We start from the raw sequence: 17,166 nt of genomic DNA on the forward strand, positions 1-17,166 counted from the left end.
ATCGCATAACAGCGCTGGTGCGCCTATCTTTCGAAGACGACGAATAAAGGAGAGGTTTCCCCTCATGCGTATGGTTGCCCTGGCCCTGAGCTTTCTGCTGGCCACGCCCGCGATGGCCGAAAAGCTGTCGCTGAACGAGATTTCGCAATACCTGAACAGTTTCAGTTCGGCGACGGGCGAGTTCACCCAGATCAACGACGATGGCACGATCAGCACCGGGCAGATCTATATCAAGCGGCCCGGACGGGTGCGGTTCGAGTACAATCCGCCCGAACAGACGCTGGTGGTGGCCGATGGCGACACGGTGGGCATCATCGACCCCAAGTCCAATACCGGGGGTGAGGCCTATCCGCTGGATCGCACACCGCTGAAGATCATCCTGCAACGCAATGTGGATTTCGGCCGCGCGCGGATGGTGACCGGCCACACGAGCGACGGCAAGACCACCACCGTGCGCGCGCAGGACCCGGCGCATCCCGAGTACGGCAATATCGAGCTGGTGTTCACCGGCAGCCCGGTCGAGCTGCGTCAGTGGGTGATCAACGACAGCGGCGGCAGCAAGACCACTGTTGTGCTGGGCGATCTGACCACGGGCACGCAGCTGGGCAATGACAGGTTCGTCATTCCGGGCAAGGACAAGTTCAAGCGGATCGACCGCTGACGCGAAGGCGTGGGCGGCTTAGCGCCGCCCACAGGCCCGCAACTGCTGATCGTAGACGACGGCGCGTTGGCCGACCTCGCCCGAGACGCGCAACAGCCAAGGCTTTGCGTTGTAGCTGCCCCGGCTGAAGCCCGTGCGCCCCTCGTGATAGGCAAGGTAGTGGTTGCGCGCGTCGTGCATGGGAATGCCCAGGCGCTGGTTCGACTGCGCCATGTACCAGCCCATGAAGTCGGTCGCGTCGCGGATGTCGTTGCGCCGCGCGGCGCGGTTGCCGTCCTGCAGATACTCTTCCCACGTGCCATCGAGTGCCTGGCTGTAGCCGTAGGCGGAGCTTTGGCGGCCCATGGGAATGATGCCGAGCGTCCAGCGGAAGGGCGTGCGCGCCTCGCCGTCGAACTTGCTTTCCTGATAGATCGTGGCCATCTGCACCGGCACCGGCACGCCCCAACGACGCTCGGTCGCCTTGAAGGCCCGCAGGTAATGCGGTTTCTGCGCGACGATGGCGCAGGCATTGTCCAGATTGTCGGGCGGCGGGCCGCTGGGGCCGCCACCACAGGCGTTCAGAGTGGCCAGGGCCATTATGGATAGAATCGTGCGAAGACGTCTGCTCATCTGCCTCTCGCTATGTTTGTTTTTCTTTTAAGTTTAACGGAAGAATCGGGGCTTGGGAATGGCGGATTTCATCGCCGTGCCTGCGCGGCGCGACCGGGACTGTCAGAGCCGGGTTCACACACTGTTTCCCAAGAAAATGCGCGTCCAGATTGGACAAAACTCGGTTGAACGCAGTAGAGTGTGGCGTTAGGGGCTAGATGAATGTTGAAGACGCGCGCAAAATATCACTTGGGTCAGATCGTGAAACACCGCAAACATCCGTTTCGCGGTGTGATTTTCGATGTGGACCCTGAATTCGCCAACACCGAGGAGTGGTACGACTCGATTCCCGAGGAAAGCCGCCCGGTGAAGGATCAGCCGTTCTATCACCTTTTGGCCGAGAATGAGCAGACCTATTACGTGGCCTATGTGAGCGAACAGAACCTGATCGCCGATTATTCGGGCGAACCGGTGGGACATCCGGATATCCCCGACCTCTTTGGCCCGTTCGAGGACGGGCAGTACCCGCTTCATTTCCAACTGAATTGAGATCGGGGCGCCTTGGAGCGCCCGCGACCTTTGGCGGTTTCAGTACCCCAGCGCGCAACCGTCCTTGCGCGGGTCCGAGCCACCTTCGAGCACACCGCTTTCCTTGATCTCGATGGCCTGAGCGCCGCCGATCGCCTCGTCGGGTTCGACCACGTTGTGGCCCATCTCCGCCAACTGCTGGTGCACGCCCGGCGCATAGCCGGTCTCGACCTTCAACTCGCCCGCGTCGGGGAAACACCGCGGCGCGTCGATCGCCTCTTGCGGGGAAAGGCCGAAGTCGCGCAGGTTCGAAACGAACCGGGCGTGGCCGTTGGACTGGTACGCGCCGCCCATGACGCCAAAGGGCATGGTGACGCGGCCCTGCTCGCGCAACATGCCGGGGATGATCGTGTGCATCGGGCGCTTGCCGCCGGCCAGTTCATTGGGGTGGCCGTCTTCGAGCGTGAAGCCGGCGCCGCGGTTTTGCAGCAGGATGCCGAATTTTTCCGACGCGATGCCCGAACCGAAGCCGTGGAAGATGGAATAGATCAGCGACACCGCCATGCGGTCGCGGTCGACCACGGTGATATAGATCGTGTCGCGGTGCACGGCCTCGCTGAGCGTGGTGGCCGACGGCATGGCCTTTTTCGGGTCGATCAGCGCGGCGAGCGCGCGGGCGGTGTCCATCGACAGCATGTGATCCAGCCGCGCCGTGTGGTCGGGATCGGCGAGAAAGCGGTTGCGGGCGTCGTAGGCCAGCTTGGTCGCCTCGGCCTCGATATGGGCGCGCTGGGCGCCGAATGGGTCCATCGCCGCGATGTCGAACTGGGCCAGGATGTTGAGCAGCAGGATCGCCGTGGCGCCCTGGCCGTTGGGCGGATGCTCGACCAGGTCGATGCCGGCATAGCTGCCGCTGATGGGGTCGGTGGCGTTGCAGGCGGTGGCGGCGAAATCGTCGGCCGTGTGGACACCGCCCAACTCGGTCAGCGCGGCGAGCATGTCGTCGGCCACTTCGCCTTTGTAGAACGCGTCGCGCCCGTCGCGGGCGATGCGGCGCAGCACCTCGGCCTGGCCGGGGCTGCGGAAGAGTGCGCCTTGTTGCAGAGGCTGGCCGCCATTCGAATAGTGGGTGAGGCCGTGCCCTTGCAGGCATTCGGCGGCACTGGGCCAGTCATTGGCGACGCGCGGCGCGACCGGCACGCCTTCGTCGGCATAGTGGATGGCCGGGGCGAGCAGCGCATCGAGCCCCAGCTTGCCGTGGGTGTCCGACAAGTGGCAGAAGGCGTCGATGGCACCGGGAATGGTGACCGCCTCGGGGCCGTGCAGGGGCACGGTGTCGAGGCCGCGGGCACGCAGGTCGGCGGCGCTGGCGGCGGCGGGGGCGCGCCCCGAACCGTTGAGCGCGTGGATGTCATCGCTGCCGGGCTGGGTAAACAGAACGAAGCAGTCGCCGCCGATCCCGGTCATCTGCGGTTCGCAGATACCCAGAAGCACCGCGCCGGCGATGGCTGCGTCCATGGCGTTGCCGCCGCGTTTCAGGATGTCGATGGCGGCTTGCGCGGCCAGAGGGTGCGAGGTTGCGCACATGCCGTTGCTGGCCAGGACGGCCGAGCGGCCGGGGCGTTGGAAATCGCGCATGAAAGCTCCGGTGATTGGTGGTTTTTCGGCCACTTTAAGGAGTGCGCAGGGAAATGCCAATCGGGGGAAAGAAGTACCTCGACGCCGCGCACTGGGTGGGGGCTGTTAAACGCGGCGCCGAGGGAAGCCATATGCAGCTACAGGATCGTTTATCCCCACCCATTGGGGCGGCGTTGGGATGGGAATAGGGCAATTCGGTGACGTCAGCGATTTTCCCGGAGGGGTTTGCGCGGAAAGGTCATGCACAATGTGTTTTTTCCTGCGTGACGGGTATAGCTCAGGTCGGCGCACAGCTTTCGGATGAGGTGCCATCCGAACCCGCCTTCGGGCAGCTCGGCGCGGGCGCCGGAACTGTCCGGCAGATGACCCGCAGGCAGGGTGTTGCCGGGCATGGGGCGGCCCGAATCACACAGGGTGACCAGAACGCCGTCGGTCAGCAGGTCGGTCACCATGTGCACCTGACCGCGGCTGAGTCCGGCATAAGCGTGTTCGGTGATGTTGTTGAGCGCCTCACTGACGGCGAGCGTTATCGACCCGCGCTGGTCGCGGCAGATCCCGGCGTGGTCGAGCGCCGTGCCGAGCGCCTCGACCATGGCACGCACCTCAAGCTCTGTCGCGGGGGCAGAGAGCGCGAGCAGCGGGTCGGGCGCAGAGGGGGCGGTGGCGGCCACGGGCCCGGATCAGCCCGCCGCGCGTTGCAGCGCCGTGGCCATGTCGGAATGGATGACGAAGATCGAATCCATGCGCGTCAGCCGGAAAACCTTGGCCACGTCCGGGGTCAGCCCGGCCAGGTCCAGCCGCCGCCCGTCGCCCAGCTGTTTCATCGAGGCGACGATGGCGCCAAGGCCGCTGGAATCGACGAAAGCCACGCCGGAGAGGTCGAGCAGCACATGCGCAGGGCCGTCTTCGGTGAGGGCGCGCATTTCATCCTTGAACCGGATGGCCGACGCGGCGTCGATGCGGTTGTCTTCGACGGTGATAACGTTGATGTTGTTGTGAGTGGCGCAGGTGAGTTGCATGATGCCTCCGGACAGGGGGGAAGTTGCGTGCATCCTAGGCGCTATTCCTTACCAAACCGTTTTTCCCGATCGGAGGAACGGGCCGGTGTAGCGCAGGCAGACATGAAAGGATGAAGGCCATGAAAGACGTTGTGATCGCAGGCGCGGCACGCACCCCGATGGGCGGCTTCCAGGGGGATTTCGACGGGGTCGAGGCCAGCATACTGGGCGGCGCGGCGATTGCCGCGGCGCTGAAGGATGCGGGCGCAACCACCGTGGGCGAGCTGTTGATGGGCTGCGTGCTGCCGGCGGGCCAGGGCCAGGCCCCGGCGCGGCAGGCGGGGTTCAAGGCGGGGCTGGGCGAAGACGTGCCGGCGACGACGCTGAACAAGATGTGCGGCTCGGGCATGAAGGCGGCGATGATCGGGTTCGACCAGATCGCGCTGGGCCATACCGACACGATGGTGACGGGCGGCATGGAGAGCATGTCGAACGCGCCGTACCTGTTGCCGAAGATGCGCGGCGGGGCGCGGATCGGGCATGGGCAGGTGATCGACCACATGTTCCTGGACGGGCTGGAGGACGCCTATGACAAAGGCCGTCTGATGGGCACCTTCGCCGAGGATTGCGCCGAGAAATACCAGTTCACCCGCGAGGCGCAGGATGCCTATGCCATAGGCTCGCTGGAAGGGGCGCTGGAGGCGCAGAAATCGGGTGCGTTCGCGGGCGAGATCGCGCCGGTGACGCTGGAGACGCGCAAGGGCACGGTGGTGGTCGAGACGGACGAGCAGCCTGGCAAGGCGCGGCCCGAGAAGATCCCGCAGCTGAAGCCCGCCTTCCGCGAGGGCGGGACGGTGACGGCGGCCAATTCAAGCTCGATCAGCGACGGGGCGGCGGCCCTGGTGCTGGCCTCGCACGAGGCGGCCGAGGCGCAGGGTCTGAAGGTGCGGGCGCGGATTCTGGGCCATGCCAGCCACGCGCAGGCGCCGGGATGGTTCACCACGGCGCCGGTGCCCGCGGCGCAGAAGCTGCTGGAGCGGATCGGCTGGGACAAGGATGATGTGGACCTGTGGGAGGTGAACGAGGCCTTTGCCGTGGTGCCCATGGCGTTCATGCACGAGATGGGCCTGCCGCGCGAGAAGGTGAACGTACATGGCGGGGCCTGTGCGCTGGGCCATCCTATCGGGGCCAGTGGCGCGCGGATCATGGTGACGTTGCTGAACGCGTTGGAGAAACGCGACCTCAAGCGCGGTGTCGCGGCGATCTGCATCGGCGGGGGCGAAGGTACGGCCATAGCGATCGAGCGGGTCTGAGGCGCAAATCTTTTGGGAAAAGATTTGCCAAGAGTTTTCATGAAAACTCTTGGCGTGGGAGGTGCGTGATGCGTGCGGATTATAATGACCTGTCCAAGACCATCGGGGCGCTGACCGAGGGCGAGACCGATGAGGTCGCCCTGATGGCGACGGTGGTGTGCGAGTTGCATCATGCGGATGATCGTTTCGACTGGACCGGTTTCTACCGGGTGACGGCGCCGGAGCTGTTGAAGATCGGGCCGTACCAGGGCGGGCACGGCTGTTTGCAGATCCCGTTTTCACGTGGGGTCTGCGGGGCGGCGGCGCGCACGGGCGCGGTGCAGCTGGTGGACGATGTGGACAGTTTCGACGGGCATATCGCCTGTGCCAGTTCCACCCGGTCGGAGATTGTGCTGCCGGTATGGGACGGGCAAGATCGTTTGCTGGGTGTGCTGGATATCGACAGCGACCGGCCGGCCGCGTTCGACGCGGCGGATGCCGACGGGTTGGGCGCGATTCTGAAGATGGTGTTCGGGCGGTTGTAGAGATTTACCGACGCGCGGTGCGGGTGTTGAGGCCTCCGGCGGGAGTATTTCCGGAACAGTGAAATTTTGATTGATTTTTTCACGCGACTCGCGCAGCGTGAAAATTGATCGAAGAATTTCACGGGAAGAGTGCCCTTTGGAACAGAGCCAGATCTCTGCCATGCGCAGCCTCGGGGCCGATCTGCGGGCCTTGCGCAAGGCGCGGGGGTTGACTTTGAGCGATATGGCGCAGGCGTTGGGCCGGTCGGTGGGCTGGCTGAGCCAGGTGGAGCGGGACCTGTCCGAACCGTCGATTTCCGACCTGCGGGCGATTGCGGGCGCGTTCGACGTGCCGATGTCGTTCCTGTTCGCCCATGCCAGCGCCCCTGCGGAAGAGCAGGGCATAATCGTGCGCGAGGGGTCGCGGCGGCGGATGGGGTCGAGCGAGGAAGGGCTGATCGAGGAACTGTTGTCGCCTGACCTGAGCGACGATTTCGAGGTGATCCACTCGACGTTCCGGCCCGGATCGAAGATGCAGCGCCCTGCCACGCGACCGACGCAGGAGGTGGGCTACGTGGTGTCCGGCCGGCTGGACCTGAGCATCGGCGGGCGCGATTTTACCGTGGGGCGGGGGGACAGTTTTCGCATCCGGCATGAGACCTATGCCTGGGCCAACCCTTATGACGCGCCCTGCGTTGCGATCTGGGTGATCGCGCCGCCGGTGTATTGAGGTGGGTGGCATGAGCCTGGAGGGTTGGACCGTTTTCGCGCTCTTCTGGGTGGTGTTCGTGACCACGCCGGGGCCGAACGCGGTCAACTGCATCACCAACGGGATGACGATCGGGTTCCGTCGCAGCCTGTGGGGGGTGGCGGCGATCCTGACGCAGGCGGCGCTGTTCCTGACCTTGTCGGCGGCGGGGGTGACGGCGCTGATCGCCGCCTCGCCGCAAGCGTTCCAGGTGGCGAAATTCATCGGGGCCGGGTTTCTGATCTATCTCGGGATACGGGGCTGGATCATGGCGCGGGGTCGCGTTGTCGTGGCCGCGCCGGACGGGCGCAGCATCTACTGGCGGGCCTTTGCCATCGCCACGATCAACCCCAAGAGCGTGGCGGGATACCTGGCGGCGTTCAGCCAGTTCGTGCAGCCGGACGTACCGATCTGGAGCCAGATGTGGGTGATCTTTCCCACGGCCCTGAGCCTGACCGCGCTGAGCTACATCGGATATACGGCGCTGGGCGCGGGGCTGGGCCGGGCGGCGCTGGGGGCGGTGTTCAACGTGTGGCTGCGCCGGGGGCTGGCGGCGTGTTTCGTGATCTACGGCGTGCTGCTGGGCGCGGCCTCGACCCCGGGGAGGGCATGAGATGATCCGGGGGGCCTGTTTGTGCGGGGCGGTGGCGTTCCGGTTGGAGGGCAAGGTGCGGGACATCCTGGGGTGCCATTGCGGGCAGTGCCGCAAGCAGTCGGGGTTTTACTGGGCGGCGACCTCGGTGGCGGACGACGGCCTGGTGATGGAGCGCGACAAGGGGCTGGCGTGGTTCCAGTCCAGCGACACGGCGCGGCGAGGATTCTGCAGGATTTGCGGGTCCGGCCTGTTCTGGAAGCCGGAAGATGCGCCGCGCACGGTGGTTGCCGCCGCATCGCTGGAGCCGGAGCATGGGCTGAAGATGACGGCGCATGTCTTTCTGGAGGACAAGGGCGATTATTACGAAATCGGCGACGGGCTGCCGCAATTCGCGCGGTTCAGTGGAGGTGAGAATGCTTGAGGGAAGTTGTTTGTGCGGGAATATCTGCTTCAGCGTGACGGGCGCGCCGGAGGGTGTGTCGGCCTGCCATTGCGGGCAGTGCCGCAAGCAATCGGGGCATGTGTGGTCGTCGGCCTTCGTGCCGGAGACGGACCTGGAGATCACCGGCGCGGTGACGTGGTACGAGGCGACGCCGCAGGCCAAACGCGGGTTCTGCGCGACCTGCGGGGCGTTCCTGTTCTGGAAAGCACATGACGAGGACACGATGAGCTTTGCCCTGGGGGCGCTGGACGGACCCACGGGGCTGCGGCTGGAGAAGCATATCTTTACCGCCGACAAGGGGGATTACTACGAAATCGCGGACGGAGTTCCGCAGAAATGATCGGGCCGCTTGATGGCCTTCGACCGGGGAGAGATGGAAATGGCTGATCTGCCGACAAAGGCGAAAGTGGTCATCATCGGCGGGGGCGTTGTGGGGTGCTCGGTGCTGTATCACCTGGCGAAAAAAGGCTGGAGCGATTGCGCTCTGCTGGAAAAGAACGAGCTGACCGCCGGGAGCACCTGGCACGCGGCGGGAAACGTGCCGACCTTCTCGACCAGCTGGGGCATCATGAACATGCAGCGGTATTCGACCGAGCTTTATGCCCGGCTGGGGGATGAGGTCGACTATCCGATGAACTATCACCAGACCGGGTCGATCCGGCTGGCGCATTCCAAGGAGCGGATGCAGGAGTTCGAGCGGGCCAAGGGCATGGGCAAGCACCAGGGGATGGACCTTGAGATCCTGACCCCTGACGAGATCAAGGCGCGGTATCCGTTCATCGAGACGCATGACATCGTGGGCGCGCTCTATGACCCGAACGACGGCGATATCGACCCCGCGCAGGTGACGCAGGCGTTGGCCAAGGGAGCGCGGGACATGGGGGCGACGATCGTGCGGTTCTGTCCGGCGACGGGCGTGACGCAGGATGGCGACGGCTGGATCGTGCACACCGACAAGGGCGATATCGCCTGCGACTACGTGGTGAACGCCGCCGGCTACTATGCCCAGACGGTCGGCGAGTGGTTCAAGCCTTGCGGCGGGCGCACGGTGCCGATGATGGTGATGAGCCATCAATACGTTCTGACCGACGAGATCCCGGAGATCGAGGCGCATTCAAAGAAGACGGGCCGTAAGCTGCCGCTCTTGCGCGACGTCGATGTGTCCTATTACTTCCGGCAGGAAAAGCATGGGTTCAACATCGGCCCTTACGAACCGAATTGCCGGGCGCATTGGGTCGAGCCATCGGATCCGATGCCCGAGGATTTCAGTTTCCAGCTGTGGTCGGATGACCTGGAGCGGATCGAGGATATCGTGGCGGATTCCATGGAGCGTGTGCCGGTGGCGGCCACGGCGGGGATCAGCCGGATCATCAACGGGCCCATTCCCTATGCGCCGGACGGGCTGCCCCTGCTGGGGCCGATGCCGGGGGTGAAGAATGCCTTCGAGGCGTGTGTCTTTACCTTCGGGATCGCGCAGGGGGGCGGCGCGGGCAAGGTGCTGGCCGAGTGGATCGTGGACGGTGCGCCCGAGTGGGATATGTGGGCCGTCGATCCGAGGCGGTACACCGATTACACCGATCAAGATTACTGCGTGGCCAAGGGCATGGAGGTCTACGGCAACGAATACGCCATGCATTTCCCGTGGCACGAATGGCCCGCGGGGCGCGACAAGAAGCTGTCGCCCAATCATGGGAAGGTTCTGGAACTGGGCGGCGTGATGGGGGCCTATAATGGCTGGGAGCGGGCCAACTGGTTCGCGCAGCCGGATGACGACACGTCGGAGGAAAGCACCCATACGTGGAACCGCAAGGGACCGTGGGAGCAGCGCATCAAGGAAGAATGCGAGGCGGTGCGCGATGCCTGTGGCGTGTTGGACCTGCCGGGCTTTTCGCGGTTCCGGGTGCAGGGCGCTGGGGCCGACGACTGGCTGCGCGGCTTCGTGTCCGGGGGGCTGCCCAAGGTGGGTCGGATGAACCTGGTTTATGTCGCTAACGCGAAAGGCCGGATCGTGACGGAGTTTTCCTGTATCCGTCTGGCGGAGAACGACTTTGTTCTGATCACCGCGGCCACGGCGCAGTGGCATGACGGCGATCTCATTCGGAACAGCGTGCCGGACGGTGTGACGGTGACGGAGACGACGACCGAGCGATCGGCACTGCTGGTGGCGGGGCCGAAGAGCCGTGAAGTGCTGGCCGGGATCAGTGATGCGGATCTGGAGGCCGGGTGGCTGAGCCATCAGCACTGCACGGTGGCAGGGCGGCCCGCGTTCCTGATACGGGTGAGTTTCACCGGCGAGCTGGGCTGGGAAGTTCATGCCGAGAACGCGGAGATGCCGGCGATTTACGAGGCCATTCTGGAGGCAGGGGCGAAGCCCTTCGGGATGTATGCACTGAACAGCTTGCGGATCGAGAAAGGGTATCGGGCGTGGAAGGGTGACCTGAGCACAGATTACTCGATGCTGGAGGCCGGGCTTGAGCGGTTCGTGAAGTTCGACAAGGATCAGGATTTCAACGGGAAGGCGGCATTGATGGCGGAGAAACAGCAGGGTCGCAAGAAAGCCTTTGCGCCGCTGATCATCGACGCGGGGGAGGCGGATGCGCCCTATATGTCGACGATCTGGAACGGGGACGAGATCGTGGGTGAGACGACGAGCGGTGCGTGGGGATATCGCGTGAACGCCAGCGTGGCGCTGGCGATGCTGCGGAGCGATATGGCTGATGCGGGCACGGAGCTGGAGGTGGAGATCTATGGCGAGCGGCGACGCGCCGTGGTGCAGCCGGATCAGCCGCTTTGGGACCCCGAGAACGCGCGGCTGCGGGCCTGAGCCGATGACCTTTCAGGTTACATTCAACGACAAGCCGCCCGTCGCGATGGAAGTGCACAACGCGGAATTGCGGCTTGCCCTGCGGCGGCAGAAAGGCCTTTTGCTGGATGTGAACCTGCTTAGCACGCGGCCGGGCCTGACGACCGATGACCGGGGCGCGCCCGGATGGGACGCGCCGGTGGGGCTGAGCCTGGTGGTGAGCGATCACGTCGTGCCGGACGACCGCACGGGGTTGCGTGGACGCACCGTTGTCTATGACGGCGTGCCTGAGTTTGACCAGGGGTTCTTCTATTACTGGGATCACGAAAGCCTTGCTCGTCTTGGTCTCGCTCTGCGATGTGATGCGACGGGAGATTTTGCGGTGGAAGCCGAAGGGCAGAGTGAGAGCGGGCACGTGTTTCGCGTGGACCTAGCGCTGCGCCTGCTGTCGGTTACGGTGGAAGCCGGGATGGAGCCGGGCGCGGATCTGGCACGCGCGTTGTTTCCCAATGGCATTGACGTGAGCGTGGCAGAGATGCGGGCGGGTGGCGTGATCGCGCAACCGGAAGGGACAGATCCATGAGTATCGAGACCTACCTGATCTATCTTGGCGTGTTGGCGGCGTTTTTCCTGACACCGCCGGATACGAGCCAGTTGCTGATCATTTCCAACAGCCTGCGGCACGGGCTGCGCCGGTCGCTGGCGACGGTTGCGGGCGACCTGAGCGCCAACGCGGTGCAGATGACGCTGGCGGCCTTTGGCCTGACGGCGGTGATCGCGGCGAATGCCGATGCGCTGTGGGTCGTGAAATGGGCGGGCGTGGCATATCTGTTCTGGATCGGATTGCGGCTGATGCTGTCGCGCGGCGGGGCCGAGAAACCGGGGGCTGCGGCGAAGGGGCGGCTGTTCCGGCAGGGGTTCGTGACCTCGTCGGCCAATCCCTATGCGGTGGTGTTCTTCGGGGCGCTCTTTCCGCAATTCATCGACGCGGGCGCGCCGATCCTGCCGCAACTTTTGGTGCTGGGCGTGACCTACCTGGTGGTGGACGGTCTGGTGCTGCTGTTGTGGGGCTGGGCCGCGACGCGGACCCTGGGGCGTGTGAAATCGCTGACGGGGGTTTGGATCAACCGTGTCTCGGGCGCGCTGATGGTGGGCGCGGCGGTGCTCTTGGGGCTGAAGGACCTGGACAAGGGGGCGGCGCGATGAGCCTGCCCGAGACCATGTCGGGCGTCTACCTGACCGGCCATGGCGGGCCGGACAAGCTGGAATGGCGCGAGGATATTCCCGTGCCCCGGCCCGGGCCGGGAGAGGCGCTGGTGCGGGTGCTGGCGGCGGGAGTGAACAACACCGACATCAATACGCGCGAAGGCTGGTATTCGTCCGACGTGAAAGGCGCGACGGGCGACTTGCAGGACAACGTCGAAGCGGGCGGCTGGTCCGGGGCGCTGGACTTTCCGCTGATCCAGGGCGGGGACCTGTGCGGTGAGGTCGTGGCGCTGGGTGACGGCGTGAGCGCGGTGACGATGGGGATGCGGGTGATCTGCCCGATCAATCAGCCGCGCCCGACCGATGACAACCCGGTGGGGTTCGAGGCGCTGGGCTCGGAATATGACGGCGCGTTCGCGCAGTACTGCGTGGTGCCGGAGGGAGATCTGTTCGACGTGAGCGACGCGCCCTTGAGCGACGTGGAGTTGGCGGCGATCCCCTGCGCCTTTGGCACGGCGGCGGGGCTGCTGGACCGGGCCGGTGTGCAGGAAGGACAGAGCGTGCTGATCACCGGAGCATCCGGTGGCGTAGGGTTGGCGGCGGTACAACTGGCCACGGCGCTTGGGGCGAAAGTGACCGGCGTCTCGTCGGCACCCAAGGCCGATTGCGTGCGCGATGCAGGCGCAGTGGCGGTGATCGGGCGGGACGATGTACCGGCCGCCGATACCTTCCACGCGGTGATCGACCTGGTGGCCGGGCCGGGCTGGGGCGCGTTGATCGACGCGCTGCGGCCGGGCGGGCATTACGCGGTGGCGGGGGCCATAGCCGGGCCGGTGGTGGAGGCGGATCTGCGGCGCATCTACCTGCGGGACATCACGATCCACGGCTGCACGTTTCAGCCGCGCGCGGTCTTCGCCCGGCTGGTCGAGATGGTGCGGGAAGGGGCGGTGAAACCGCTGATCTCGAAAACTTTTCCCATGCGGGAGATTGACAGGGCGCAGGAAGAGTTCATGTCGAAGCGGCATGCCGGAAAGCTGGTGCTGATCCCGGACGGCATCGACATCTGAACAAGGGCGCGGGAGGAAAGACTTGGCACAGGTTACGCTGTTGGACGGCTCGATCGGGCAGGAGCTGGTGAAACGGTCCGGTGACCGGGCGACGCCGCTATGGTCGACGCAAGTGATGATCGACCATCCCAAGCTGGTGGGCGAGGTGCACCTGGACTACTTCAACGTCGGCGCGACGGTGGCCACCACGAACACCTACGCCGTGCTGCGCGACCGGCTGGTGCGGATCGGGCTGGAGGACAAGGTCGGGCAACTGACCGACACGGCGGTAAGGGCGGCGCGCCGGGCACGGGCGGCGAGCGGCGGCAAGGGCCGGGTGGCGGGGGCCATCGGCCCGCTGGTGCAGTCCTACAAGCCCGAAACCTGCCCGCCCGCCGCCGAAGCGGCGAAGATGTATGCCGAGCCGGTCGGTTTGATGAAGGACCACGTGGACCTGTTTCTGCTGGAGACGATGTCGTCGGTGGACCAGGCCGAGGGGGCGCTGAGGGCTGTCGCGGGGCAGGGCCTGCCGGTGTGGCTGGCGGTGAGCGTGGACGATCACGATGGCACGCGCTTGCGCTCGGGCGAGCCGGTGGCGGACTTGGCGCAGACCGTGGCCAAGCATTTGCCGGACGCGGTGCTGGTGAACTGTTCGCGCCCCGAGGCGATTGGGGCGGCATTGGAGGTCATCAAGGGGTTCGGTGTGCCGTTCGGCGCCTACGGCAACGGGTTCGCGGAGATCAGCGAAGGGTTTCTGGGCGATGCGCCCACGGTCGACGCGCTGGAGCAGCGCAAGGACATGGGGCCGCTGGATTATGCCGAATACGTCATGGGCTGGGTCGGGCAGGGGGCCACGATCGTCGGCGGCTGCTGCGAGATCGGGCCGGCGCATATTGCCGAGATCGCGCGATGCTTGCAGGCGGCGGGACACGAGATCGTATGACCGACGCCACGCTTGCCCCCGGCATGGTCCCGGCAAGCGGGCGCTTCCGCTATGAGGCCAAAGAGTTCGGGCGGCTGGATTTCGAGGTGAGCCATGCGAAGTTCGTCCTGTGGAAGACGTTCGAAAACGAACAGGAGGCCGAGGGCGTCCAGCTGAACATCATGATCGCGGCGCGCGCGCAGGAGATCCCGGACGAGAGCGGCGACGCGGACATGGTCTATCTGCTGGCGCCCGCGCTGACGACGGAATGGCTGACGATCCGCGAGGCCGATCTGGCCAGCCGTGACCGGGGCGCGCTGGACGGTGTGACGGTCGATTTCGATTGGGACAGGACCCCCGATGTGCCGGAGGCGCCGGCGGCGATCCAGGAAGGGTCTTACGGGTCGACCGAAGTGCTGAGGCTGTCGCTGAGCCATGTGCCGCCGGATCGATACCGCGTGCAGGTGCAGGCGAAGGACGAGTTCGGACGCGCCTGCGAGATCGACGCCGATCTGCCGCTGTTCGAGATCGGGGCAAGCAACTTTTCGATGTCGTGGCCAGCGGCGGTCGAGGACTGGCTTGACCGGCATTTCGAGCGCGATGGCTTGCACGTCGAGTGGCGCACGGTGGGGCCGATGACCAACCAGTGGCAAAATCTTTACGCCTCGTTCAAGGAGACAGGGGATGAGTGATCTTCCGAAACGCGCCCGCGTGGTGATTGTCGGCGGCGGTGTGGTGGGCTGTTCGGTCGCGTATCACCTGGCCAAGCTGGGCTGGCAGGATGTGGTGCTGCTGGAGCGCAAGCAGCTGACCAGCGGGACGACGTGGCACGCGGCGGGGCTGATCGGGCAGTTGCGGGCCAGTGCCAACATGACCAAGCTGGCGCGGTACTCGGCAGAGCTCTATCGCGGGTTGGAGGAAGAGACGGGCGTTGCCACGGGCCTGCGGCAGGGCGGGTCGATCTCGGTCGCGCTGACGCCCGAGCGGCGCGAGGAACTGAACCGGCAGGCGGCCATGGCTCGGGCCTTTGGCGTGCCGGTCGAGGAATTGTCGCCGGAGGAGATCAAGCAGAGATACGAGCATATCAACCTAGATGGCGTGACCGGGGGTGTCTGGCTACCGACGGACGGGCAGGCGGATCCGGCCAATATCGCGCTGGCGCTGGCCAAGGGCGCGCGCCAGAACGGAGCGCTGGTGAAGGAGCGGGTGAAGGTCACCGGGATTGCGCGGGATGGCCGCCGAGTGACGGGCGTGGATTGGGCCACTGACAATGGCGGCGAGACCGGGCATATCGCCTGCGACATGATCGTGAACTGCGCGGGCATGTGGGGCCACGAGGTGGGGCGCATGGCGGGCGTGAACGTGCCGCTTCATGCGTGCGAGCATTTCTATATCGTGACCGAGGGCATCGACGGGCTGGGACAATTGCCGGTGCTGCGGGTGCCGGACGAATGCGCCTATTACAAGGAAGACGCGGGCAAAATCCTGCTGGGCGCGTTCGAGCCGAAAGCCAAGCCTTGGGGGATGAACGGCATTCCCGACAGTTTCGAGTTCGATCAGCTGCCCGAGGATTTCGACCATTTCGAGCCGATTCTTGAGGCGGCGGTCAACCGGATGCCGATGCTGGCGGAGGCGGGGATACATACGTTTTTCAACGGGCCGGAGAGTTTCACGCCGGATGACGCGTATCATCTGGGGCTGGCGCCGGAGATGGACAATGTGTGGGTGGCCGCCGGGTTCAACTCGATCGGGATTCAGAGCGCCGGGGGCGCGGGGCACGCATTGAGCCAGTGGATGGACAGCGGCAGGAAGCCGTTCGATCTGGGCGACGTAGATATCGCCCGGATGCAGCCGTTTCAGGGGAACAGGCATTACCTGTTCGAGCGCTCGAAGGAGACGCTGGGGCTGCTTTACGCCGATCACTTTCCGTACCTGCAAAAGCGCACGGCGCGGGGGGTGCGACGCTCGCCCTTCCATCACCACCTGCTGGAGCGGGGTGCGGTGATGGGAGAGATCGCCGGCTGGGAGCGGGCGAACTGGTTTGCGACGGACGGCCAGGAGCGGGAGTATCGCTATGGCTGGGGGCGCCAGAACTGGTTCGAGAATGCGGCCGCCGAGCATCGCGCAATCCGCACCGGGGTGGGCATGTACGACATGTCGAGTTTCGGCAAGATCCGGGTCGAGGGGCCGGATGCGGAAGCGTTTCTGAACCATGTCGGGGGCGGAGACTATTCGGTGCCGAATGGCAAGATCGTCTATACCCAGTTCCTGAATGACCAGGGCGGGATCGAGGCGGACGTGACGGTGACGCGGCTGAGCGAGACGGCGTACCTGGTGGTGACGCCCGCCGCAACGCGGCTGGCGGACCAGACGTGGATGGAACGGCACAAGGGCGCGTTCAACGTCGTGATCACCGATGTCACAGCAGGCGAAGGCGTGCTGGCGGTCATGGGGCCCGATGCGCGGGATGTTTTGCAGTCTGTCAGTCCGAACGACTTTTCCAACGAGAGGAATCCGTTCGGGACGGCGCAGGAGATCGAGCTGGGTATGGGCCTCGCCCGTGTTCATCGGGTCAGCTACGTGGGTGAGCTGGGTTGGGAGATTTATGTCAGCGCGGATATGGCAGGACACGCGTTCGAGACCCTGTACGAGGCGGGGCAGGATCACGGGCTGAAGCTTTGCGGAATGCACATGATGGACAGCTGCCGGATCGAGAAAGGGTTCCGGCATTTCGGGCATGACATCACCTGCGAGGATCATGTGCTGGAGGCGGGGCTTGGCTTTGCCGTGAAGACGGGCAAGCTGGATTTCATAGGACGCGACGCGGTTCTGCGCAAGAAGCAGGCGGGGTTGGCGAAACGGCTGGTGCAATTCCGGCTGACCGATCCCGAGCCGTTGGTCTATCACAACGAGCCGGTGCTGCGCGATGGCGAGATCGTGGGCTATCTCAGTTCGGGGGCGTATGGTCATCATTTGGGCGGCGCGATCGGGATGGGCTATGTGCCGTGCGAAGGGGAGAGTGCGGAGCAGGTTCTGGCATCGAGTTACGAGATCGACGTGGCGGGGACGCGGGTGAAAGCCGAGGCGTCGCTGAAGCCGATGTACGACCCGAAATCGGAGCGCGTGAAGGTTTAACCCGGCAAAGCGGGGCCGGAGGCTGGCGTGGCGGGCG

19 protein-coding genes are annotated in these 17,166 nt (G+C 65.2%); 15 read left to right on the top strand and 4 right to left on the bottom strand.

The features are described from left to right. The first annotated feature begins 64 nt into the window (after window positions 1–64). Window positions 65–661: a LolA family protein gene (locus XM53_RS04885; protein WP_057790854.1), complete on the top strand. Its 597-nt coding sequence runs from the start codon at window positions 65–67 to the stop codon at window positions 659–661. 18 nt (window positions 662–679) lie between these two features. Here the strand turns inward: XM53_RS04885 and XM53_RS04890 are convergent, their stop codons facing one another. Continuing rightward, window positions 680–1,273 carry a transglycosylase SLT domain-containing protein gene (locus XM53_RS04890; protein ID WP_057790856.1) on the bottom strand — a complete coding sequence of 198 codons (594 nt, stop codon included), beginning with the start codon at window positions 1,271–1,273 and terminating at the stop codon, window positions 680–682. A 201-nt stretch (window positions 1,274–1,474) separates the two neighbouring features. Between XM53_RS04890 and hspQ the strand changes: the two genes are divergently transcribed. Continuing rightward, window positions 1,475–1,801: a heat shock protein HspQ gene (gene hspQ, locus XM53_RS04895; protein ID WP_057790858.1), complete on the top strand. Its 327-nt coding sequence runs from the start codon at window positions 1,475–1,477 to the stop codon at window positions 1,799–1,801. Between the two features lie 39 nt (window positions 1,802–1,840). Here hspQ and XM53_RS04900 read toward each other — a convergent pair whose 3' ends face one another. The 3 genes from XM53_RS04900 to XM53_RS04910 all read right to left on the bottom strand — a co-directional run bounded on the left by XM53_RS04900 (window position 1,841) and on the right by XM53_RS04910 (window position 4,437). Then, window positions 1,841–3,418, bottom strand: coding sequence for a gamma-glutamyltransferase family protein (locus XM53_RS04900; RefSeq protein WP_057790860.1), 1,578 nt, complete (start codon window positions 3,416–3,418; stop codon window positions 1,841–1,843). Between the two features lie 203 nt (window positions 3,419–3,621). Next, window positions 3,622–4,089: an ATP-binding protein gene (locus XM53_RS04905; protein ID WP_144435456.1), complete on the bottom strand. Its 468-nt coding sequence runs from the start codon at window positions 4,087–4,089 to the stop codon at window positions 3,622–3,624. A 9-nt stretch (window positions 4,090–4,098) separates the two neighbouring features. Next, window positions 4,099–4,437, bottom strand: coding sequence for an STAS domain-containing protein (locus XM53_RS04910; RefSeq protein WP_057790864.1), 339 nt, complete (start codon window positions 4,435–4,437; stop codon window positions 4,099–4,101). 119 nt (window positions 4,438–4,556) lie between these two features. On the opposite strand from XM53_RS04910, the gene XM53_RS04915 reads away from it, so the two are divergent. The 13 genes from XM53_RS04915 to XM53_RS04975 all read left to right on the top strand — a co-directional run bounded on the left by XM53_RS04915 (window position 4,557) and on the right by XM53_RS04975 (window position 17,129). Beyond that, the gene (locus XM53_RS04915; RefSeq protein WP_057790865.1) at window positions 4,557–5,729 is read left to right on the top strand and encodes an acetyl-CoA C-acyltransferase; all 1,173 of its coding nucleotides are present in this window, start codon (window positions 4,557–4,559) and stop codon (window positions 5,727–5,729) included. A gap of 68 nt (window positions 5,730–5,797) precedes the next feature. Next, on the top strand, window positions 5,798–6,253 hold the full coding sequence (locus XM53_RS04920; RefSeq protein WP_057790868.1) for a GAF domain-containing protein: 456 nt from the start codon (window positions 5,798–5,800) through the stop codon (window positions 6,251–6,253). 160 nt (window positions 6,254–6,413) lie between these two features. After that, window positions 6,414–6,962, top strand: a complete 549-nt coding sequence (locus tag XM53_RS04925) for a helix-turn-helix domain-containing protein (protein WP_057791270.1) — start codon at window positions 6,414–6,416, stop codon at window positions 6,960–6,962. A gap of 10 nt (window positions 6,963–6,972) precedes the next feature. Continuing rightward, window positions 6,973–7,593: a LysE family translocator gene (locus XM53_RS04930; protein WP_057790869.1), complete on the top strand. Its 621-nt coding sequence runs from the start codon at window positions 6,973–6,975 to the stop codon at window positions 7,591–7,593. A 1-nt stretch (window position 7,594) separates the two neighbouring features. Then, window positions 7,595–7,996 carry a GFA family protein gene (locus tag XM53_RS04935; protein ID WP_057790871.1) on the top strand — a complete coding sequence of 134 codons (402 nt, stop codon included), beginning with the start codon at window positions 7,595–7,597 and terminating at the stop codon, window positions 7,994–7,996. Beyond that, entirely contained in the window at window positions 7,989–8,357 is a 369-nt protein-coding gene (locus XM53_RS04940) for a GFA family protein (protein ID WP_057790873.1), read from the top strand. Before XM53_RS04935 ends, XM53_RS04940 begins: the two co-directional genes overlap by 8 nt. 39 nt (window positions 8,358–8,396) lie before the next feature. Further along, the gene (locus XM53_RS04945; protein WP_057791272.1) at window positions 8,397–10,841 is read left to right on the top strand and encodes a GcvT family protein; all 2,445 of its coding nucleotides are present in this window, start codon (window positions 8,397–8,399) and stop codon (window positions 10,839–10,841) included. Window positions 10,842–10,845: 4 nt separating this feature from the next. Beyond that, window positions 10,846–11,403 carry a hypothetical protein gene (locus XM53_RS04950; RefSeq protein ID WP_057790875.1) on the top strand — a complete coding sequence of 186 codons (558 nt, stop codon included), beginning with the start codon at window positions 10,846–10,848 and terminating at the stop codon, window positions 11,401–11,403. Continuing rightward, on the top strand, window positions 11,400–12,026 hold the full coding sequence (locus XM53_RS04955) for a LysE family translocator (RefSeq protein WP_057790876.1): 627 nt from the start codon (window positions 11,400–11,402) through the stop codon (window positions 12,024–12,026). The genes XM53_RS04950 and XM53_RS04955 overlap by 4 nt, the downstream gene beginning before the upstream one ends. Next, window positions 12,023–13,093 (top strand): alcohol dehydrogenase family protein, encoded by a 1,071-nt coding sequence (locus XM53_RS04960; RefSeq protein ID WP_082630747.1) that lies wholly within the window; start codon window positions 12,023–12,025, stop codon window positions 13,091–13,093. Before XM53_RS04955 ends, XM53_RS04960 begins: the two co-directional genes overlap by 4 nt. Before the next feature lie 22 nt (window positions 13,094–13,115). After that, the gene (locus XM53_RS04965) at window positions 13,116–14,015 is read left to right on the top strand and encodes a homocysteine S-methyltransferase family protein (RefSeq protein ID WP_057790878.1); all 900 of its coding nucleotides are present in this window, start codon (window positions 13,116–13,118) and stop codon (window positions 14,013–14,015) included. Then, the gene (locus XM53_RS04970; RefSeq protein ID WP_057790880.1) at window positions 14,012–14,686 is read left to right on the top strand and encodes a hypothetical protein; all 675 of its coding nucleotides are present in this window, start codon (window positions 14,012–14,014) and stop codon (window positions 14,684–14,686) included. The genes XM53_RS04965 and XM53_RS04970 overlap by 4 nt, the downstream gene beginning before the upstream one ends. Next, window positions 14,679–17,129, top strand: a complete 2,451-nt coding sequence (locus XM53_RS04975) for a GcvT family protein (RefSeq protein ID WP_057790883.1) — start codon at window positions 14,679–14,681, stop codon at window positions 17,127–17,129. Before XM53_RS04970 ends, XM53_RS04975 begins: the two co-directional genes overlap by 8 nt. Window positions 17,130–17,166 lie beyond the last annotated feature (37 nt).

Origin of the sequence: Roseovarius atlanticus, from assembly GCF_001441615.1 — a bacterium.
Lineage (GTDB): Bacteria > Pseudomonadota > Alphaproteobacteria > Rhodobacterales > Rhodobacteraceae > Roseovarius > Roseovarius atlanticus.